Source organism: Bacteroidales bacterium, from assembly GCA_023229505.1.
GTDB lineage: Bacteria > Bacteroidota > Bacteroidia > Bacteroidales > JAGOPY01 > JAGOPY01.
In genome coordinates this window covers 167,905-184,117 of record JALNZD010000002.1, presented here as the reverse complement: position 1 = coordinate 184,117, position 16,213 = coordinate 167,905, and the positions used below count along the sequence as shown (strand labels likewise).

The window sequence follows — 16,213 nt, the reverse complement described above, 5'->3', positions numbered from 1 at the left end:
CTGTTAATATCGAGAATAACTCTTCGAGTTATTTCCCGAAATTAACAGCAATATCAATACAAATAGAGTTAATAAATTCAATTAAGAAAAGTGAATTCGTGGTCTAAAAAATGGGGAGTAGTAAAATAGAAACGATTTTTTCTCTAAGGAGGTTTGCAAGTTTTCTAGATTTACTTAATATCAAAATGCCTGTTCGTCTGCTAAACTCCATGATTTTTGCAATACAGTCTCCTAAGAAATTGATAGTCGGACTCATCGAAAGATAAAACTCATGATCTTGGAAAAATTGAAGATAGTCACTATAATAATCATTGTTTTGTTCTGGTTTCACCATTTCTTGAGTTATTGGCTTGATATTCATTTTTTGAATGTTATCATAAAATAGATACCAGTCATCATCATTGAATTTTCTACTAAAGCCATATCTAAAAAATGACAAAAAAGACTTTAGGAATTGTCGATACTCAGCATTTTCCTCAGAGCCGTTAATCAATCGAAGAAGATTATCTGGCAAGTAATAATTAACTTCGGATTCCTTTATTTTATGTGAACTTAGATAAAATAAAAATGACGGATCAATTATAACTTCCCCATAGTTAATCGATAATTGCCCTTGACCATGAAAGCCATTGAAATTATCGTCAATAAGGAATAAATCTACATGGAGATTCATTTTTTTCATTAATAAGGCTCTTTCTAAGCCAATTTTCTCTTGTGGTACAAATCTCTCAAATAACATATATTGTGATTTTGAATAGTACTTTCGTAAGTATTGTTATAAATCAGATTATTGATCTTCAAGATTAGGATAGCTTACAGATGTTTACTAAAAATAAAAGTAATACAATTCAATGGTTTTCTGGCTGATAAAATCAGAAGTTTTAAATCAGAGTTTCAAATTTTTCCTTTTAGATGCATTATAGTATTAGTAAATTGTAATCAGATAAAGTTTTAAAAGAGAAAGCAACCCGCTAAGCCATTATCTCCCCAACCCGGTATCTTCATTTTATTTCACCTTTGAATGCCTTACCGCCTTGCTTCCGGCTTCAAAACCCCCTGACTTAATAAGAGTTCAACCCCCCAATCCAAAACCAAAGTATCTAAATTTCACCCCGGCCTTGACTCCAACTATACACAAAACACTTTCCGTCAACGGATTGTGAAATAAATTTCCTCGGAGTCAAATTTTGGTTGTCCTTTTTCAATGCACCCATGAAGGTGAAGAAAATTATTAGGCTTTGTTTCAATCTTCTCTGGTTTAATAGCATCACTACCAGGATGGCCAAACACAACATAAACTTTTAATAACTCAGGATGTATTGAATAGAAAAGTTGATTCTGCCCTTTGACTTCTTCCCAATTGGAAGATACAGATTTAGCACCAAGTGGATTCATTTCTTCTAATTCATTATGATTAAACTCAATCAGTTTTTTAATATCCTCCTTAAAAGGTGGAAATTCCCAAGGCTTCCATTTTAATTCAATCACTGTAAGTATTTGATTTTCTCCTGAATCATCGTTACTTGTGATAATCATATCAGGGATTATACTGGTTTTATTCTTTTTTTGAATATGAGGCTCAATCCAAACATTATATTGAGGATATAACATAAAGTTCAATTGATGATAAAGTTCTGCCTGAAATTGCCTTTCATATAATATAAAACCTTTAATTGCTTTATCTTTGATTTTATTTTCCCAGATAAAGACTAACATTTCTTTAATAAATCTGATCTTTTCTAATGATTGATTTGTTTCCATAGTAACTCCTTTCATTATTAAGTTAAGTAGTTGACCTTTAAGAATTTGAAGTTCTTTAAATTTAAAATGCCAACATATAAAGTTAATATGTTATATTCATCCAACAACAATAAAGCGTTTTAGTTACCTTATAAAGCCGCTAAGCCATTATCTCCCCCACACTGGTATAATCTTATATCCAAGCAAAATCTTTACTTACCGGGTTGATTCCGGCTTCAAAACCCCCTGGAATAAAAAGCTGATCAGACCCCCAATCCAAAAACAAAAGTATCTAAATCCGACCCCTGGATGTTATCCAACTACACACAAAACACTTTCCTTCAACCTGTTAAATGAAAAACCATGAAAAAATTTGGATATTTTCCTTTTTTCAGAATATAAAGTATCTAAATTTTTTTTGAAGGAGGATGAAATGAGCTAATCCTTATCTATCAAGGCTTATGAAAGGGGTAAAAATGAAAAAGTCCCGATAAAATCGGGACTAGTCGACTTCGGCTCCCCGACCTGGACTCGAACCAGGGACCTACTGATTAACAGTCAGTCGCTCTAACCAGCTGAGCTACCAGGGAAGATAGCATTTTCAAAATTGAGGGTGCAAAGATAGTAATAATTTTAAATTCTAAATTCTGAATTTTGAATTAGGGGAAAATTTTATTAATATTTTATAACTAATTATAAACCAATGTATTAAATAAGTCCGCAATTTAAAATTTCAAATTTCAAATTTCAAATTTCAAGAGTCCTATCTTTGCCTGACCTTTCTATCATTCTGAACATTGGCTAAACGTGTATTCGTCACCGGCTGTGGTATCATCACTTCCATCGGGAATAACCTGGAAGAGAACCTGAAGTCATTGACATCCGGCAGGTCGGGCATCGGGAAGATCACACTCCTTGAAACAGTACACCGCAATGCACTTCCGGCAGGAGAGATCAGACTCAGGGATGAGGAACTTGCCCGGATACTTGGAATTAAGCTCCGGGAAGGGCTTACACGGACAGCCCTGCTGGGTATGATCGCGGCGGAAGAGGCCGTCAGGAATGCGGGAATAAACCTGCACGACGGGCTCAGGACAGGTCTGATCTCCGGTTCAACGGTAGGAGGGATGGTCGCTACGGAAAAGTATTACCCGGATTTCCTTGAAAACGACAGCCGCAATGCCTGGATCGAGGCCAACGAAAGCAGTGAAAGCACCGAAAGGATCGCCCGGCACCTCGGGATCAAAGATTTTGTCTCCACTATCAACACGGCCTGCTCATCATCCGCCAACGTGATCATGACCGGGGCCCGGCTTATCCGGGCAGGGATGCTCGACCGGGTGATTGCCGGGGGGGCAGATGCGCTCTCTATCTTTACCATCAATGGCTTCAATACCCTTATGATCTACGACAGGGAGCCCTGCAAACCTTTCGACGAACTACGCAACGGGCTGAACCTCGGAGAAGGGGCAGCGTATCTTGTCCTGGAAGCGGAAGACAGGACCGGCCCGCGATTACCGCTCTGTGAGCTGAGCGGTTACGGGAATTCCACGGATGCCCATCATCAGACAGCTCTTTCCCCGGAAGGTACCGGGCCGCACCTGGCGATGAAGCTTGCCCTGGAACGCGGCGGCCTGGAACCGGGAGACATCAGCTATATCAATATGCACGGCACGGCCACCATCAACAACGATCTTTCAGAAGGAATGGGGATGCTGACCCTGTTTGGAGAAAAAATCCCCCCTTTCAGCTCCACCAAGCCTTTCACCGGACATCTCCTGGGCGCATCGGGTGCGGTGGAGGCGGTATTTTCCATCCTGAGCATCCGGCACGACACCGTCTGGCCAAACCTGAATTTTAACACCCCGATGAAGGAATTTGGCTTTTTTCCTGCCCGGCATGCCATCCAGGGCTCCGGGATTCGCCACGTGCTGTCGAACTCCTTCGGCTTCGGGGGCAACAACACCTCACTCGTGTTTTCAAGCATCTGAGATGAAGATCTATATCAACGGCATAGGCAATGTATCCCCCCAAAAGACCTGGGACTGCGCCTCATTTCTTGACGAGGTGAAGGATTATGATGGCAGGATGCTGCAATGCCTCGAACCGGAGGTTGACCCCGGGCTGGATGAGAAATACCTGCGGCGGATGAGCCGGCTGATCCGGCTGGGATGGATAGCGGCAAAGATCTGCCTGGACGATGCCGGAAACCAGCGGCCCGATGCCATCATCACCGGTTCGGGCTGGGGCAGCGTGCTGGATTCGGAGAAATTCCTGCTTTCCTTATACAGGAACAAGGAAAGCCTGCTTCCGCCAACCCCTTTCATACAGTCGACCCACAACGTGGTCGGTGCCCAGATCGCCATGCTGCTGAACAACTGTGCTTATAACATGGCTTATGCCCATGGCAGTTTTGCCTTTGAGCATGCCCTGCTGGACGGCATCCTGGGCCTGAAAAGCGGCGACAGCCGGAACGTCCTCACCGGTGGTTTTGACGAGATCACTGCCAACCAGTTTATCCTCACCGACCGCCTTCACCGCTGGCGGCGGCAAGCAGTGAACAACCTGCGGCTGTTTGATACCGAAGCGGAAGGCACCATTGCCGGGGAAGGTTTCACCTTCTTCTTTCTCCAGGACTATGCATCGGACAAAACATACGCAGTGTTGAAAGATGTGATGACCCTCTTTTCAACGGAAAACACTGAAATGATTGCTGCAAATGCCCTGTTGTGCCTGGAAAGGAACGGCCTGGAGCCCGGAATGATCGATTGGGTATTTACCGGTCTTAACGGGGACCTGGATGGCGACACGGTTTACCGGGATGTTCTTTCCAGGGTGTTCCCTTCAGGTTTTAACCAGGCTGCCTGGAAGCATCTTTGCGGGGAATACCTTACTTCCACGGCCTTTGCCACATGGGCTGCTGTGAAAGCGCTTAAACAACAAGCTGTTCCGGACATCCTAAGGATAAAAACCATTGAAAACCGGCATGACATCAGGAATATCCTGATCTATAACCATTTCAAAGGGATCCATCACAGTTTTATCCTGCTTTCATTTCCAAGTTGAACGAAAGAAGCAATATGAAAAAGAGAACAGATCTTCCGGAATTTCCTCACCAGTTCCTATACTTCATGGGTCTGCGCATCAGAAGGATACTGATGAAGATTTCAGACCGCCTGATTCCACCTCCGATGGCTGTTTATGAGAAAGCACAGGGTTTCTGGGTTTCAAGGGCCATTGTCGCTGCCTGTGAACTGAACCTGGCCGATCACCTGGCTTCCGGCCCGAAAAGCATCACTGAACTGGCCGCCCTGAGCAGTACGAATGATGCATACCTTTACCGCCTGATGAGAACCCTGGCGGGGGAAGGGATTTTTATGGAATTGCCGGGCAAAATGTTTGTGAATACGCACCTTTCGTATGCTCTGAAAGAAGGTGACAACTCGATGAAATATATGATCCTGCATCAATTCGGCGAAACCAACATGACTTTGTTCACGCACTTCACGGAGTGTATCCGGACCGGTGAAGGTAATACACGCAAAATGCTCGGGAAAGGGATTTTTCAATACCTGGAAGGGAACCCTGCAAAGAATGAAATTTATAACAAGGCGATGGACAATTCCTCAAGCCTGGTTGCCCTGGCGCTTCTCTCGGCTTATGATTTCAAGGGCATTAAGACACTTGTCGATGTGGGAGGCGGGCACGGAATCCTGCTGGATCGCATTCTTGAAAAATACAGTGATATGCAGGGGATCCTGTTTGACCAGCATCATGTGGCCGGTCAGGTAAAAGAAATGATCAGGGAACCGGTCTTGCAGGAAAGATTCCGGATTGTTTGCGGAAATTTTTTCAATGATATTCCGGCAAGCGCCGATGCCTATTTCATGAAAAATATTCTTCATGCATTTAGTGATGAGGATTGCCTGAAATTGCTCAGAAAGGTCCATTCTGTGATGGCTCCGAACGGAAAGCTGATCATCCTGGAAACGATTACAGAACCTGATAATAAACCTTCCTTCGGCAAGCTGGTCGATTTGCTGATGATGACCGGAACTGAGGGAGGCAAAGAAAGAACAAAAGAGGAATTTGCAGACCTCTGTAGCCGGTCAGGATTTCGACTGGCAAAGATCATCCGCACCATTGCACCTTTCTCGGTCCTGGAAGCCGTAAAAAAATAATATCCAATTTCCAACCACTTGAATTTGTAAAGAAACTCCTTACTTTTGCGATGAAGAAAAGCTGATTCTTAACCAGGACCTATTAAGATGAATCAACCTGATAGAACGATGCACAAACAACCGGGATGAAAGAAAAAGACCTTTATATCGATAGTAAAAATTACGAGATGATCCTGTTCGCAGAGAAGGAGGATGAGTCGTATGATGCGATCAAAAGCGGCTCTTATGTGGTGAAGCATTTTCTGAGCGATTTTTATCTGAAGAAAGAAAACCTTGACAAGGCATTACACGAAGAACTGAAGGAGGGAAATATCAGCCCGGTATTTTATTACATGTTGATGCAGGATATGGGCCCTGGCGACCTGGCCAGGAGGGTGGGGATCAGCAAGCGGAAGCTCCGCAAGCATTTCAGGCCCGATGTTTTTGCAAAGCTGGATGATGTTACCCTTCAGAAATATGCAATAGTCTTTGGGATTACAGTTGAGCAAATAAAAGAAATTAATATTCACTAAATGAACGCGACAGAAATTCCATTCGAGCACAAGATGGCGGCGCATTGTGAAACAGGTACTGTGACAGCATTACTGAACCATGCGGGGATGTCAATTACGGAGCCATTGGTTTTCGGGATATCGGGCGGGATATTTTTTGGCTACCTCAAATCATCTGATCTACCCTTTCCGATGTTCATCCTGCGCAGCAAGCCCGGGAATATCCGTAAAAAGATCTCAAAACGGCTGGGTGTGAAGTTCCATGAGCAGCACTTCCGCTCTCCGGAAGAGGGAGAGGCCGCCCTGGACGAAGCCATCCGGCAGGGGCATCCCACCGCCGTGCAGGTTGATTTCTTTTATATGGATTATATGGCAGATTGGCAGCGGGTACATATCAATGCGCATTATGTCATCGTATTCGGGGTGAATGGGAGCAAATACCTTGTGAGTGACAGCTATTACAAGCAGAAATCCGTGCTCGACAAGCAAAAGATGCTGACGGCCCGTTTTGCCGGTGGTATGATGGCTCCCAAAGGGTACATGTTTTACACAGACCATATCCCTGATAACATTGATCTTGAAAAGCCTATCATAACAGGTATTAAAAGAGCGGCATTCAACATGACCCGGCTACCTGTACCTTTTCTCGGCGTAAAAGGAATACGGATGTTTGCCAGAAAGTTGAATGAATGGCCTGCCATTGCCAGGGATATTGAGGATCTTTCAGACCGGGTGATGAAGATCAATATTTTCATGGAAGACCAGGGGACAGGCGGAGGCGGCTTTCGTTACATGTATGCCACTTTTCTTCAGCAGGCCGCTGCCATTACAAAAGATGACCGTTTGAAAACTATGTCGAAAGAAATGATGGAAATTGGTGACAAGTGGCGGAATATTTCTTACTTTGCAGCCAAAATCGGAAAGAGCCGGGACCTTGGCCCGGAACGGATCAAAGAACTCAGTATGATGATTTACGCCCAGGCCGACGAAGAACAGAAATTCTTTAATGAGCTTTATAGATTGGTTAAATAAACACTCTGATAAATGACGGCTGTAGAGACCACATTGTTGAAAACGGAGATCAAGGAACTCATCATCCAGACACTGAATATCAAAAATATTCGTGCGGAACAAGTGCCGGACTCCGTGCCGCTGTTCTCAGCAGAAAATATCCTGAACCTGGATTCCATCGACGGAATTGAACTCGTGATGGCTATCCAGGAGAAGTACCAGGTGCGTATCGCCGACCAGAATGTTGCACGCAATGTCCTTGAATCCATTGACAGCATCGCCGAATTCCTGATCAAAGAAAAAGGGCTCTGACCATACGGCTGCATGCATTCCTACATCCTCACCGGCATCCGCATGGGACCACTCATGACATTATTGCGGAAGCACGGTTTCACCCCTTCACCCCGGAACATCGGAAGATTGCTTTTTATCCTTCAGAATGCTTTCTGGGCTTCGTTCCACGCCATGCGCGAAAAAAAGGTTTATGGTGAAAAGCTAAAATCCTGCACGGTGCCGGATGATCCGGTGATCATCATCGGTCATTGGCGCACCGGCTCCACGTTCCTGCACCAGATTCTCGCCCTGGATAAACAGTTCGTCACCCCTACTTTCTTCCAGGCCGTCTTCCCTGAGAGTTTCCTGGTGTCGGAACGATATTTCCGGCCCATCATGGGGGCGCTGATCGGCAAACGGCCGATGGACAATGTGAGGCTGGGCTTTGATGATGCCCAGGAGGATGAATTTGCTTTAGTGAAGCTTACCCTTGACTCACCGTTGCTGAAAATTATTTTTCCCGGGGAACCCGGGTATTTCATCAATGATTTTAAGGATTTTAACCCTGAAGAAGAAAAGAAGGAGATGTGGAAGGGGCAATTAACGGCTTTTTACACCAAAATCCGCCGGGATTCCGGAAGAATCGTGCTGCTGAAAAACCCGGCACATTCCCTGCGTATTCCCTTTCTCTGCGAGACCTTTCCCAGGGCAAGGTTCATCCATCTTCACCGCCATCCGTACAAAGTGGTGGCCTCTTCGCTGCATCTCTGGAAAGTTATGGCCAGGGATAACCAGTTGAAAGGCAAGCCGTACTTTCCTGAACTGAAGGAGATCACCGAAGGGCTGATAAAGTTTTATTCGGTGATTGAACGAGACCTGGCCGCACTTCCGGACGCAAGATATTGTGAAATAAGTTATGAGGCTCTGGAAACGGATCCTGTGGCAGAGGTAAAAGGGATATACAAGGCCCTTGGACTGGAGTTCACCGGCAATTTGGAGGGCCGTATCCGATCTTTTATAGAAAAGACAAGGGATTTCAAAAAAAATTCCTATAATTTTGATGATGCCCAAAAAGCGCAGGTATATCATATGATGAAAAAGCAATTTGAACACTACCATTACAAACCTTAACGATGATCTTCCGACTGATATATCCCAAATGGACCAAACTTGAGAGCCAGACACCCTTTATCCTGCCTCCCCTCGGCCCTGCTGCCTTTGCTGCAACACTACCGGATGAAGTGACCATTGATTTCATCGACGAAAACCTGCAATCGTTCAGCTATGATGATCCGGCAGACCTGGTGGGCATTTCGGTCATGATCACCGCACAGATACGCAGAGGCTGGGAAATTGCAGATGAGTACCGCAGCCGCGGGGTGAAGGTCATTTTCGGCGGGGTGGCCACCATGCTGCATGCTGAAGAGACCATAGAGCATGCTGACAGCGTTTTTCTCGGTGAGGCAGAAGGAAGGATGGAGGCGGTTTTGGACGATTTCCGGGAAGAACAGCTCAAAAAACTTTATAACTACCTCCCTCATCCTCCGGATGTTTCTCTGATCGGCCCGGCAAGGCGCAGCATTCTGAACGATGATCTTTACTATCATAAGGGTATCCGGATGGTGGACCTGTTCCAGGCATCCCGTGGATGCCGTTTCAGTTGTTATCCATGTGCCGCTTCATTTTTGGGCGGGCGCCAATTCAGGCCACGCCCATTCGATAAAGTCGCCGAGGAACTGGACGCAATAGAGAACAACCGGCTTTTCCTGGTCGACAATTCCCTGGCACAGGATAAGGAATGGGAGAAAGAGCTATTCCGGATGATGATCCCTTTCAAAAAGAACTGGTGCAGCCATACGATTGATGATGATCCGGAAATTCTTGAGCTTGCCGCGCAGGCAGGAGCCTGGTATGTTTACCAGGCCGTGATCGACGATTCGGATTACATCCGCAACAGGATCCGGCGTTACCACGATTTTGGCATTGCGGTAGAGGCCACCGTCCTTTTAGGGATGGACAATCAGACGGAAGACGACATCCTGCGGTTGATCGATTTCCTGCTTGAAGTTGACCTGGACCTCGCTGAATTCACCGTATTGACACCCTTCCGGCATACGAAGGTATGGGACGACATGGAACGCGATGGCCGCATTATCGATCGTGACTGGAACAATTACAACGCCGGCAAGGTAGTGTTCCAGCCACTGCATATGTCGCCGGACCGGTTGCAGGAGCTTTACTTCTATGCCTGGGAGAAGTTCTACCAGCACGAAACCCAGGAGCAGAAGATGTTCAAACTGATCATGCGGGTGATCGAAAAGGAGCGGCGGCAAGGCACTTACCGTATGCCACGGAGGGACCTGGCGAAAATGAGTTTTGGAAAATTCATCGAGCGATGATGGATCATGGATAATCAGCAGAAATACGTCGCGGATATCTTTCATTTCGCCGGGAAATGGGAGATGCCATCTCACTGCGGGATCATGATCAGGAGAAATGATCCTGCTGCACTGATAATCCTTACCGAACTTTATGAATCCAACCCAGGCAGCTCTGTGACGGATATGATCGAAATCCTGGCCGGAGAAATCGTCAAAAAATACAACATCGCCCCGGAGACAGCCACTTTTATAGTGCGAAACCCCGAACGGAGTTCCCGGTATGCATTTTTCGCCGAGACCTTTTATCGCGCAAGGATGAATTGGGACGGGGAAAAATTTGTCAGTTTAGCGTGGGAGAAGTTGGAGGAGTTTAATTTGGAAATGAAGTAATTTGGAAATATGATATCCAACAGGTCACTTACCAAATTTAGTATTTCAATCCTCCTGATATTCATCCAGGGACAACTCTTTGCCCAGGAGATGCCGATGCAGTCTATCCATGGGACCGTGGTGGATAAGACGTCGCAGTCGTCGCTGCCCGGGGCCAATGTCACTGTGCTCACAACTGATCCGGTAATGGGCTCCTCCACCGACCAGGAAGGAAGCTTCATCATCACCAATGTTCCAACCGGCAGGCACCGCATACAAATCAGTTATATCGGATACAGGACCATCATCCTTGATAACCAGATGGTTACGGCTGGAAAGGAGCTGGTGCTGAAGATTGAAATGGAGGAAATCCCCATCCAGGGCCGGGAGGTGGAGATCATTGCGCAACAGCGGAAAGACCAGCCGGTAAACCCGATGGCACTCATCAGCGCACGTTCCTTCACCATCGATGAAACCAGCCGGTATGCCGGAAGCTACGGGGATCCGGCGCGCATGGCGGCGAATTACGCCGGGGTGGTGAGCACCCGCGATAACCGCAACGACATCATCATCCGCGGCAACTCACCTTACAGCCTGAAGTACCGGATCGACGGCATGGAGATACTCAACCCGAACCACTTCGGGGCCACGGGTACTACGGGGGGCCCGGTCACCATCCTGAATACAAACCTGCTTGCCAATTCCGACTTTCTTACCGGAGCTTTTCCTGCTGAATACGGTAACGCCCTCAGCGGCATCTTCGACATTCACCTGCGCAACGGGAATTCAATCAGCCGGGAGTACTGGGGGGAGTTGAGCTTCAACGGCCTGGAATTCGGACTGGAAGGGCCGTTCAGAAAAGGAAACAATTCCTCCTATCTTGCCTCCTACAGATACTCCTTCACCGGATTATTAGAAGCCATCGGCGTGAAATTGAAAGAAAGCGCCAACTACCAGGACCTGTCGTTCAAGCTTCACTTTCCGACAAAAAAGGCCGGGATTTTCACTGTGACCGGATTGGGAGGGTTCAGCAGCATAAGCCTGAAAGATTCCAATAAAGACCCGAAAAAATGGCTTTTCACCGGCCACGGCGAAGATCTCCTGTCCAGTTCCCGTCTTGCCTCCCTCGGACTTTCTCATATTTATTTCGTCAACGAAAACACCCGTTTCCAGAGTTTTTTATCTTTCATGACCTCCGGTATCGAAACTACCATCGATACATTTGATCTTACTTCCGTAAAACCGTTCCACTGGGCGGGGGAAAGGTCACGGGAGAACAAAGCATCCGCCTCTTTCCACATGAGGAAGAAATTCAGTTCGAGGAGCAGCCTGGATGCCGGGATCAGTTATGATTTGTATATGGTCAGTTTTATCGACAGCCAGTATGTGCATCGCAACTATATCTATGACACAGACGCTGATCAGAACACGGGACTTTTCAGGGCCTATGCCGGATTCCAGCACCGTTTCGGTCCGAAAGTGACCTCCTCGCTTGGCGGACATTTCCAATACTTTACCCTGAACAACTCGTTCGCACTGGAGCCCAGGCTAAGCCTGAAATGGGATCTCACACCGGTGAGTTCGCTCAGTGGCGGCTTCGGCCTGCACAGCCAGATGGTCCCGGCCATGATGTACTTCACCCAGTCGCCTGTATCCGAAGGGCAGTATGTCATGACCAACCTGGACCTGGACTTCATGCGAAGTATGCATGCGGTATTAGGATATGACTATTTGATCATGGAATACATGCGTTTTAAGGCAGAGGCCTATTACCAGTATCTTTACCAGATCCCGGTCAAAGAAAGCATTCCACAGTATTCCGTGCTGAATGAGGGTATTGAATACTATATCCTGCGATACGACAGCCTGGTCAGCCGGGGCAGTGGTTCTAACTATGGCCTCGACCTGACCCTGGAGCGTTTCCTGCACAGGAACTATTATTTTCTCTTTACAGCATCACTGTACAGGTCCTACTACCGGGGCTATGACGATGTGGAGCGCACCACAGCGTTTGATAACCGGTATGTTTTCAACGCGGTTGGAGGTTACGAACTGCCCTTTGGAAGACTGAAGAACCAATTCTTCATTCTTGGACTCCGGGCTACCTGGACCGGGGGAAGACCCTATCTTCCCTTTGATCCGGAAAAGACAGTTGCTGAAGGACAGGTGGTTTACGACTGGGAGAATGCTTACAGTGTCCGCTTCGACGACTTCATCCGGGGCAGCCTGAGGATTGGCTACCGCAGGAATGTCAAACATGCCAACATCATGCTCCTGTTCGACCTGCAATACCGGAGCAACTATACCAACATCGACCAATACCGTATTGATGTGGTTACTGGGGAAATTGTGCAGGTTTTTTCAATGGGATTCTATCCGATGGCCACCTGGAGAATACAATTCTGATCCATTTGCCCGGAAATTGTAACTTTGCCCCCTGATCTATTCATAAGGAAAGCTGATGGCGAAATTATTAGGAATGGGAAACGCGCTGGTAGATATCATGACCCGGCTGGACCATGACGATTATCTCCTCCAATTCGGGCTTCCCAAAGGGAGCATGATTCTGGTGGATGCCGTCAGATCCCGTAAAATTTACGATGAAACGATTCACCTTCAAAAAACGGTCCGCTCCGGCGGCTCAGCCGCGAATACCATACACGGACTGGCTAATATGCGTATGGAAACCGGCTTCATCGGGAAGATAGGGACAGACGAGATGGGAAAAGTATTCCATGATGATATGGTGAGCGCCGGCATCAATGCGCACTTAAGCCAGAGCCATATGGAAACCGGACGTGCCATAGCCCTGATCAGCCCGGATACGGAGCGGACCTTCGCCACCTACCTCGGCGCTGCCGTCGAACTGAATCATCATGATCTGTCTCAGGAGTTCTTTACCCAATATGATTTCTTCCACATTGAAGGTTATATCGTCCAAAACCATGCCCTCCTTGAAGCTGCCCTGAAACTTGCCCGTGAAAATGGCATGAAGATATCGCTGGACATGGCCAGCTATAATGTAGTTGACCAGAATCGGGATTTCCTCGAAAAAATGCTTAGGAAATATGTCGACATCGTCTTTGCCAACGAAGACGAAGCCCGCAGCCTCACGGGCCAGGAACCGCTTGCGGCAGTGGAGAAACTGGCGGAGTTGTGCGAGATCGCCGTTATCAAAATCGGGAAAGAAGGCTCATTGATCCGGAGCGGTAAAGACCAGGTCAGCATCGGCATTATCGATGTCAACAGCATCGACACCACCGGCGCAGGCGACCTGTACGCGTCCGGGTTTCTTTACGGCATGGCACAAGGTTTTCCCCTCGACAAATGCGGCCGCATCGGCGCCATCCTCGCCGGGAAGGTTATAGAAGTGATCGGACCGAAGCTGAATGACACACAATGGCTGGCTGTGAAGCAAATGGTGAATAAAGTAGCTTTGAGCGATTTTTAGTTGGACAGTTGCCAATTTACTTTTTTCATCCCTCCCTTTGAATATTCCCCGCTTTTTTATACTTTTGCGACCCTCATTCGGAAACTAACTTGTAATCATTCAGAATATATTAGAAAATGAAGGTATTTCAAACCAACGAGATCAGGAACATCGCTTTGATCGGCGGTGCTAAAACCGGGAAAACCACCCTGGCCGAAGATATGCTCTTCGAAGGTGGCGTGATCAACCGCAGGGGATCCATCGAAGACAAAAACACGGTATCTGACTATCGCGATATCGAAATTGAGCGTCAGAACTCAGTTTATTCTTCTGTCCTATACTCACTTTACAACAACTACAAGATCAACATTATCGATACCCCGGGTTTCGATGATTTCGTCGGTGAAGTAATCTCAGCATTGAAAGTTGTTGATGCGGCCATATCTGTGGTCAATGCCCAGAACGGGGTGGAACCCGGGACAGAAACGACCTGGCGCCTGTGTGCGAAATTGCACAAATCGGTGATCTTTGCCATCAATCATCTCGAGCATGACAACTCCAATTTCGACGATACCGTAAACCAGCTTAAGCAATCGTTCAGCGGTGGAATAGCTGTGTGCCAATATCCTCTGAATACAGGACATGGCTTTAATTCCATCATCGACCTGCTGAAGATGAAAATGTACAAGTACCCTGAAGGAACCGGAAAAGCAGAAATCCTCGATATTCCTGCCAATGAAAAGGGCAAGGCCGAAGAACTGCAGGCCAAACTGATCGAAGACCTGGCCGCTAACGATGAAACACTGATGGAAGCTTTTTTCGAGAACGGTACGCTGACTGAAGAGGAAATGTTTAAAGGGTTGCGCCTTGGCTTGCGTAACCGCGGCATCTTCCCGGTGCTTTGTATAAACGCCAAGCAGAATATGGGCGTGGGACGACTAATGGAATTCATCATCAACAACGTTTCCGCCCCGAACGAAATGCCGGCCATTAAAACCCTCTCAGGAAGGGAAATGTCCTGCAAGCCGACCGATCCGGCCATCGCTTTCGTCTTTAAAACCTCCATTGAACCGCACCTTGGCGAAGTGAGCTTCTTCAAGATCTATGGCGGCGAGATCAAGGAAGCCGAGGACATGATCAACGGCACCAACTCAACCAAGGAAAGGATTTCCCAGGTTTATGCCTTCGCCGGTAAGAACCGTGAGAAGGTCGACAAGATGGTTGCCGGTGATATCGGTGCTACCATCAAGCTGAAAAACACGCTGACAAACCATACGCTTAACGTGCCGAAATTCTCGGATGAAAGGATCCCGCCTATCGAGTATCCCGACTCCAAGTTCAGGGTAGCGGTCAAAGCTGTCAACCAGGCTGACGACGAGAAGCTGGGTATGGCGCTGAATGAGTTGCACAAGATGGATCAGACCATCATTTCCGGATATAAAAAAGAGTTGCGTCAGCTTATCCTTGAAGGACAGGGCGAATTGCACCTGAACATAGCCAAATGGCATCTTGAAAACAACATCAAGATCCAGGTGAGCTATCTGCCACCGCGCATCCCTTATCGTGAAACCATCACCCGGGTTGCCCAGGCTACCTACCAGCATAAAAAGCAGTCGGGTGGCGCCGGCCAGTTCGGTGAAGTCCACCTGGTCATAGAACCGCATGAAGAAGGAAAACCTGATGCCACAGGGTTCAAGCTCAAACAAACCATGCGGCAGTCATCGGTTACACCGCTCACCATCTCAAAGGGTGAATCGGAATTTTCCGTTTCCGTCAGGGGAAAAGATGAAATCCAGATGGAATGGGGTGGAAAGCTGATATTTTACAACTGTATCGTCGGAGGTTCCATCGACTCCCGCTTCCTGCCTGCCATCCAGAAAGGGATCATGGAACGCATGGAGCAGGGCCCACTCACGGGTTCCTATGCCCGCGACATCAGGGTTTACGTATATGATGGCAAGATGCACCCGGTCGACTCCAATGAAATTTCCTTCAGACTCGCCGGACGTACCGCATTCAGCATGGCCTTCAAGGAAGCCAGTCCAAAGATCCTCGAACCGATTTACGATGTGGAAGTTTTCGTTCCGGCAGATAAAATGGGTGGCGTCATGACCGATTTACAGGGCCGCCGTGCCATCATCATGGGCATGGAAGGCTCGATTATCCGTGCCAGGGTGCCCCTGGCAGAATTGAACCGCTACTCCACCGCGCTTAGCTCACTCACCAGCGGCCGCGCCAGCTACACTATGAAATTCGCCGAATACGGACCGGTGCCAGGCGAAATCCAGGATAAGCTGTTGAAGGATTACGAAGAGAAAGAGAAAGAGGAAGACTAGC

Annotated in this window: 14 protein-coding genes and 1 tRNA gene; 12 read left to right on the top strand and 3 right to left on the bottom strand. The window is 47.3% G+C overall.

The genetic code is table 11. The annotated features are described in order from the left end of the window. Nucleotides 1-103: 103 nt before the first annotated feature. The 3 genes from M0Q51_01510 to M0Q51_01500 all read right to left on the bottom strand — a co-directional run bounded on the left by M0Q51_01510 (nt 104) and on the right by M0Q51_01500 (nt 2,330). On the bottom strand, nt 104-739 hold the full coding sequence (locus M0Q51_01510) for a hypothetical protein (protein ID MCK9398656.1): 636 nt from the start codon (nt 737-739) through the stop codon (nt 104-106). A 410-nt stretch (nt 740-1,149) separates the two neighbouring features. Further along, nucleotides 1,150-1,761, bottom strand: coding sequence for a hypothetical protein (locus tag M0Q51_01505; GenBank protein ID MCK9398655.1), 612 nt, complete (start codon nt 1,759-1,761; stop codon nt 1,150-1,152). 495 nt (nt 1,762-2,256) lie between these two features. Further along, nucleotides 2,257-2,330, bottom strand: a tRNA-Asn gene (locus M0Q51_01500). A 207-nt stretch (nt 2,331-2,537) separates the two neighbouring features. On the opposite strand from M0Q51_01500, the gene M0Q51_01495 reads away from it, so the two are divergent. From M0Q51_01495 to M0Q51_01440, 12 genes are all read left to right on the top strand, one after another. Next, nucleotides 2,538-3,731, top strand: coding sequence for a beta-ketoacyl-[acyl-carrier-protein] synthase family protein (locus M0Q51_01495; GenBank protein MCK9398654.1), 1,194 nt, complete (start codon nt 2,538-2,540; stop codon nt 3,729-3,731). Nucleotide 3,732: 1 nt separating this feature from the next. Continuing rightward, entirely contained in the window at nt 3,733-4,806 is a 1,074-nt protein-coding gene (locus M0Q51_01490; GenBank protein MCK9398653.1) for a beta-ketoacyl synthase chain length factor, read from the top strand. 14 nt (nt 4,807-4,820) lie between these two features. Next, on the top strand, nt 4,821-5,921 hold the full coding sequence (locus tag M0Q51_01485) for an acetylserotonin O-methyltransferase (GenBank protein ID MCK9398652.1): 1,101 nt from the start codon (nt 4,821-4,823) through the stop codon (nt 5,919-5,921). A gap of 125 nt (nt 5,922-6,046) precedes the next feature. Continuing rightward, the gene (locus M0Q51_01480; GenBank protein ID MCK9398651.1) at nt 6,047-6,433 is read left to right on the top strand and encodes a hypothetical protein; all 387 of its coding nucleotides are present in this window, start codon (nt 6,047-6,049) and stop codon (nt 6,431-6,433) included. Next, nucleotides 6,434-7,444: a BtrH N-terminal domain-containing protein gene (locus tag M0Q51_01475; protein MCK9398650.1), complete on the top strand. Its 1,011-nt coding sequence runs from the start codon at nt 6,434-6,436 to the stop codon at nt 7,442-7,444. It begins immediately after the preceding gene. Between the two features lie 12 nt (nt 7,445-7,456). Continuing rightward, nucleotides 7,457-7,735 (top strand): phosphopantetheine-binding protein, encoded by a 279-nt coding sequence (locus M0Q51_01470; protein MCK9398649.1) that lies wholly within the window; start codon nt 7,457-7,459, stop codon nt 7,733-7,735. A 12-nt stretch (nt 7,736-7,747) separates the two neighbouring features. Beyond that, entirely contained in the window at nt 7,748-8,827 is a 1,080-nt protein-coding gene (locus M0Q51_01465; protein ID MCK9398648.1) for a sulfotransferase, read from the top strand. A 2-nt stretch (nt 8,828-8,829) separates the two neighbouring features. Continuing rightward, nucleotides 8,830-10,095: a cobalamin-dependent protein gene (locus M0Q51_01460; GenBank protein ID MCK9398647.1), complete on the top strand. Its 1,266-nt coding sequence runs from the start codon at nt 8,830-8,832 to the stop codon at nt 10,093-10,095. 6 nt (nt 10,096-10,101) lie between these two features. Further along, nucleotides 10,102-10,467, top strand: a complete 366-nt coding sequence (locus tag M0Q51_01455; protein MCK9398646.1) for a hypothetical protein — start codon at nt 10,102-10,104, stop codon at nt 10,465-10,467. A 9-nt stretch (nt 10,468-10,476) separates the two neighbouring features. Further along, nucleotides 10,477-12,852 carry a TonB-dependent receptor gene (locus tag M0Q51_01450; GenBank protein MCK9398645.1) on the top strand — a complete coding sequence of 792 codons (2,376 nt, stop codon included), beginning with the start codon at nt 10,477-10,479 and terminating at the stop codon, nt 12,850-12,852. Between the two features lie 55 nt (nt 12,853-12,907). Beyond that, nucleotides 12,908-13,897, top strand: coding sequence for an adenosine kinase (locus M0Q51_01445; GenBank protein MCK9398644.1), 990 nt, complete (start codon nt 12,908-12,910; stop codon nt 13,895-13,897). A 116-nt stretch (nt 13,898-14,013) separates the two neighbouring features. Further along, nucleotides 14,014-16,212 (top strand): elongation factor G, encoded by a 2,199-nt coding sequence (locus tag M0Q51_01440; protein ID MCK9398643.1) that lies wholly within the window; start codon nt 14,014-14,016, stop codon nt 16,210-16,212. Nucleotide 16,213: the final 1 nt, after the last annotated feature.

What these genes read in the sequence shown, in the direction of transcription:
- M0Q51_01480 (MCK9398651.1), top strand. Translation starts at nt 6,047, where the DNA reads ATGAAAGAAAAAGACCTTTATATCGATAGTAAAAATTACGAGATGATC.
- M0Q51_01460 (MCK9398647.1), top strand. Translation starts at nt 8,830, where the DNA reads ATGATCTTCCGACTGATATATCCCAAATGGACCAAACTTGAGAGCCAG.
- M0Q51_01475 (MCK9398650.1), top strand. Translation starts at nt 6,434, where the DNA reads ATGAACGCGACAGAAATTCCATTCGAGCACAAGATGGCGGCGCATTGT.
- M0Q51_01470 (MCK9398649.1), top strand. Translation starts at nt 7,457, where the DNA reads ATGACGGCTGTAGAGACCACATTGTTGAAAACGGAGATCAAGGAACTC.
- M0Q51_01505 (MCK9398655.1), bottom strand. Translation starts at nt 1,761, where the DNA reads ATGGAAACAAATCAATCATTAGAAAAGATCAGATTTATTAAAGAAATG.
- M0Q51_01485 (MCK9398652.1), top strand. Translation starts at nt 4,821, where the DNA reads ATGAAAAAGAGAACAGATCTTCCGGAATTTCCTCACCAGTTCCTATAC.
- M0Q51_01510 (MCK9398656.1), bottom strand. Translation starts at nt 739, where the DNA reads ATGTTATTTGAGAGATTTGTACCACAAGAGAAAATTGGCTTAGAAAGA.
- M0Q51_01490 (MCK9398653.1), top strand. Translation starts at nt 3,733, where the DNA reads ATGAAGATCTATATCAACGGCATAGGCAATGTATCCCCCCAAAAGACC.
- M0Q51_01450 (MCK9398645.1), top strand. Translation starts at nt 10,477, where the DNA reads ATGATATCCAACAGGTCACTTACCAAATTTAGTATTTCAATCCTCCTG.
- M0Q51_01440 (MCK9398643.1), top strand. Translation starts at nt 14,014, where the DNA reads ATGAAGGTATTTCAAACCAACGAGATCAGGAACATCGCTTTGATCGGC.
- M0Q51_01445 (MCK9398644.1), top strand. Translation starts at nt 12,908, where the DNA reads ATGGCGAAATTATTAGGAATGGGAAACGCGCTGGTAGATATCATGACC.
- M0Q51_01455 (MCK9398646.1), top strand. Translation starts at nt 10,102, where the DNA reads ATGGATAATCAGCAGAAATACGTCGCGGATATCTTTCATTTCGCCGGG.
- M0Q51_01465 (MCK9398648.1), top strand. Translation starts at nt 7,748, where the DNA reads ATGCATTCCTACATCCTCACCGGCATCCGCATGGGACCACTCATGACA.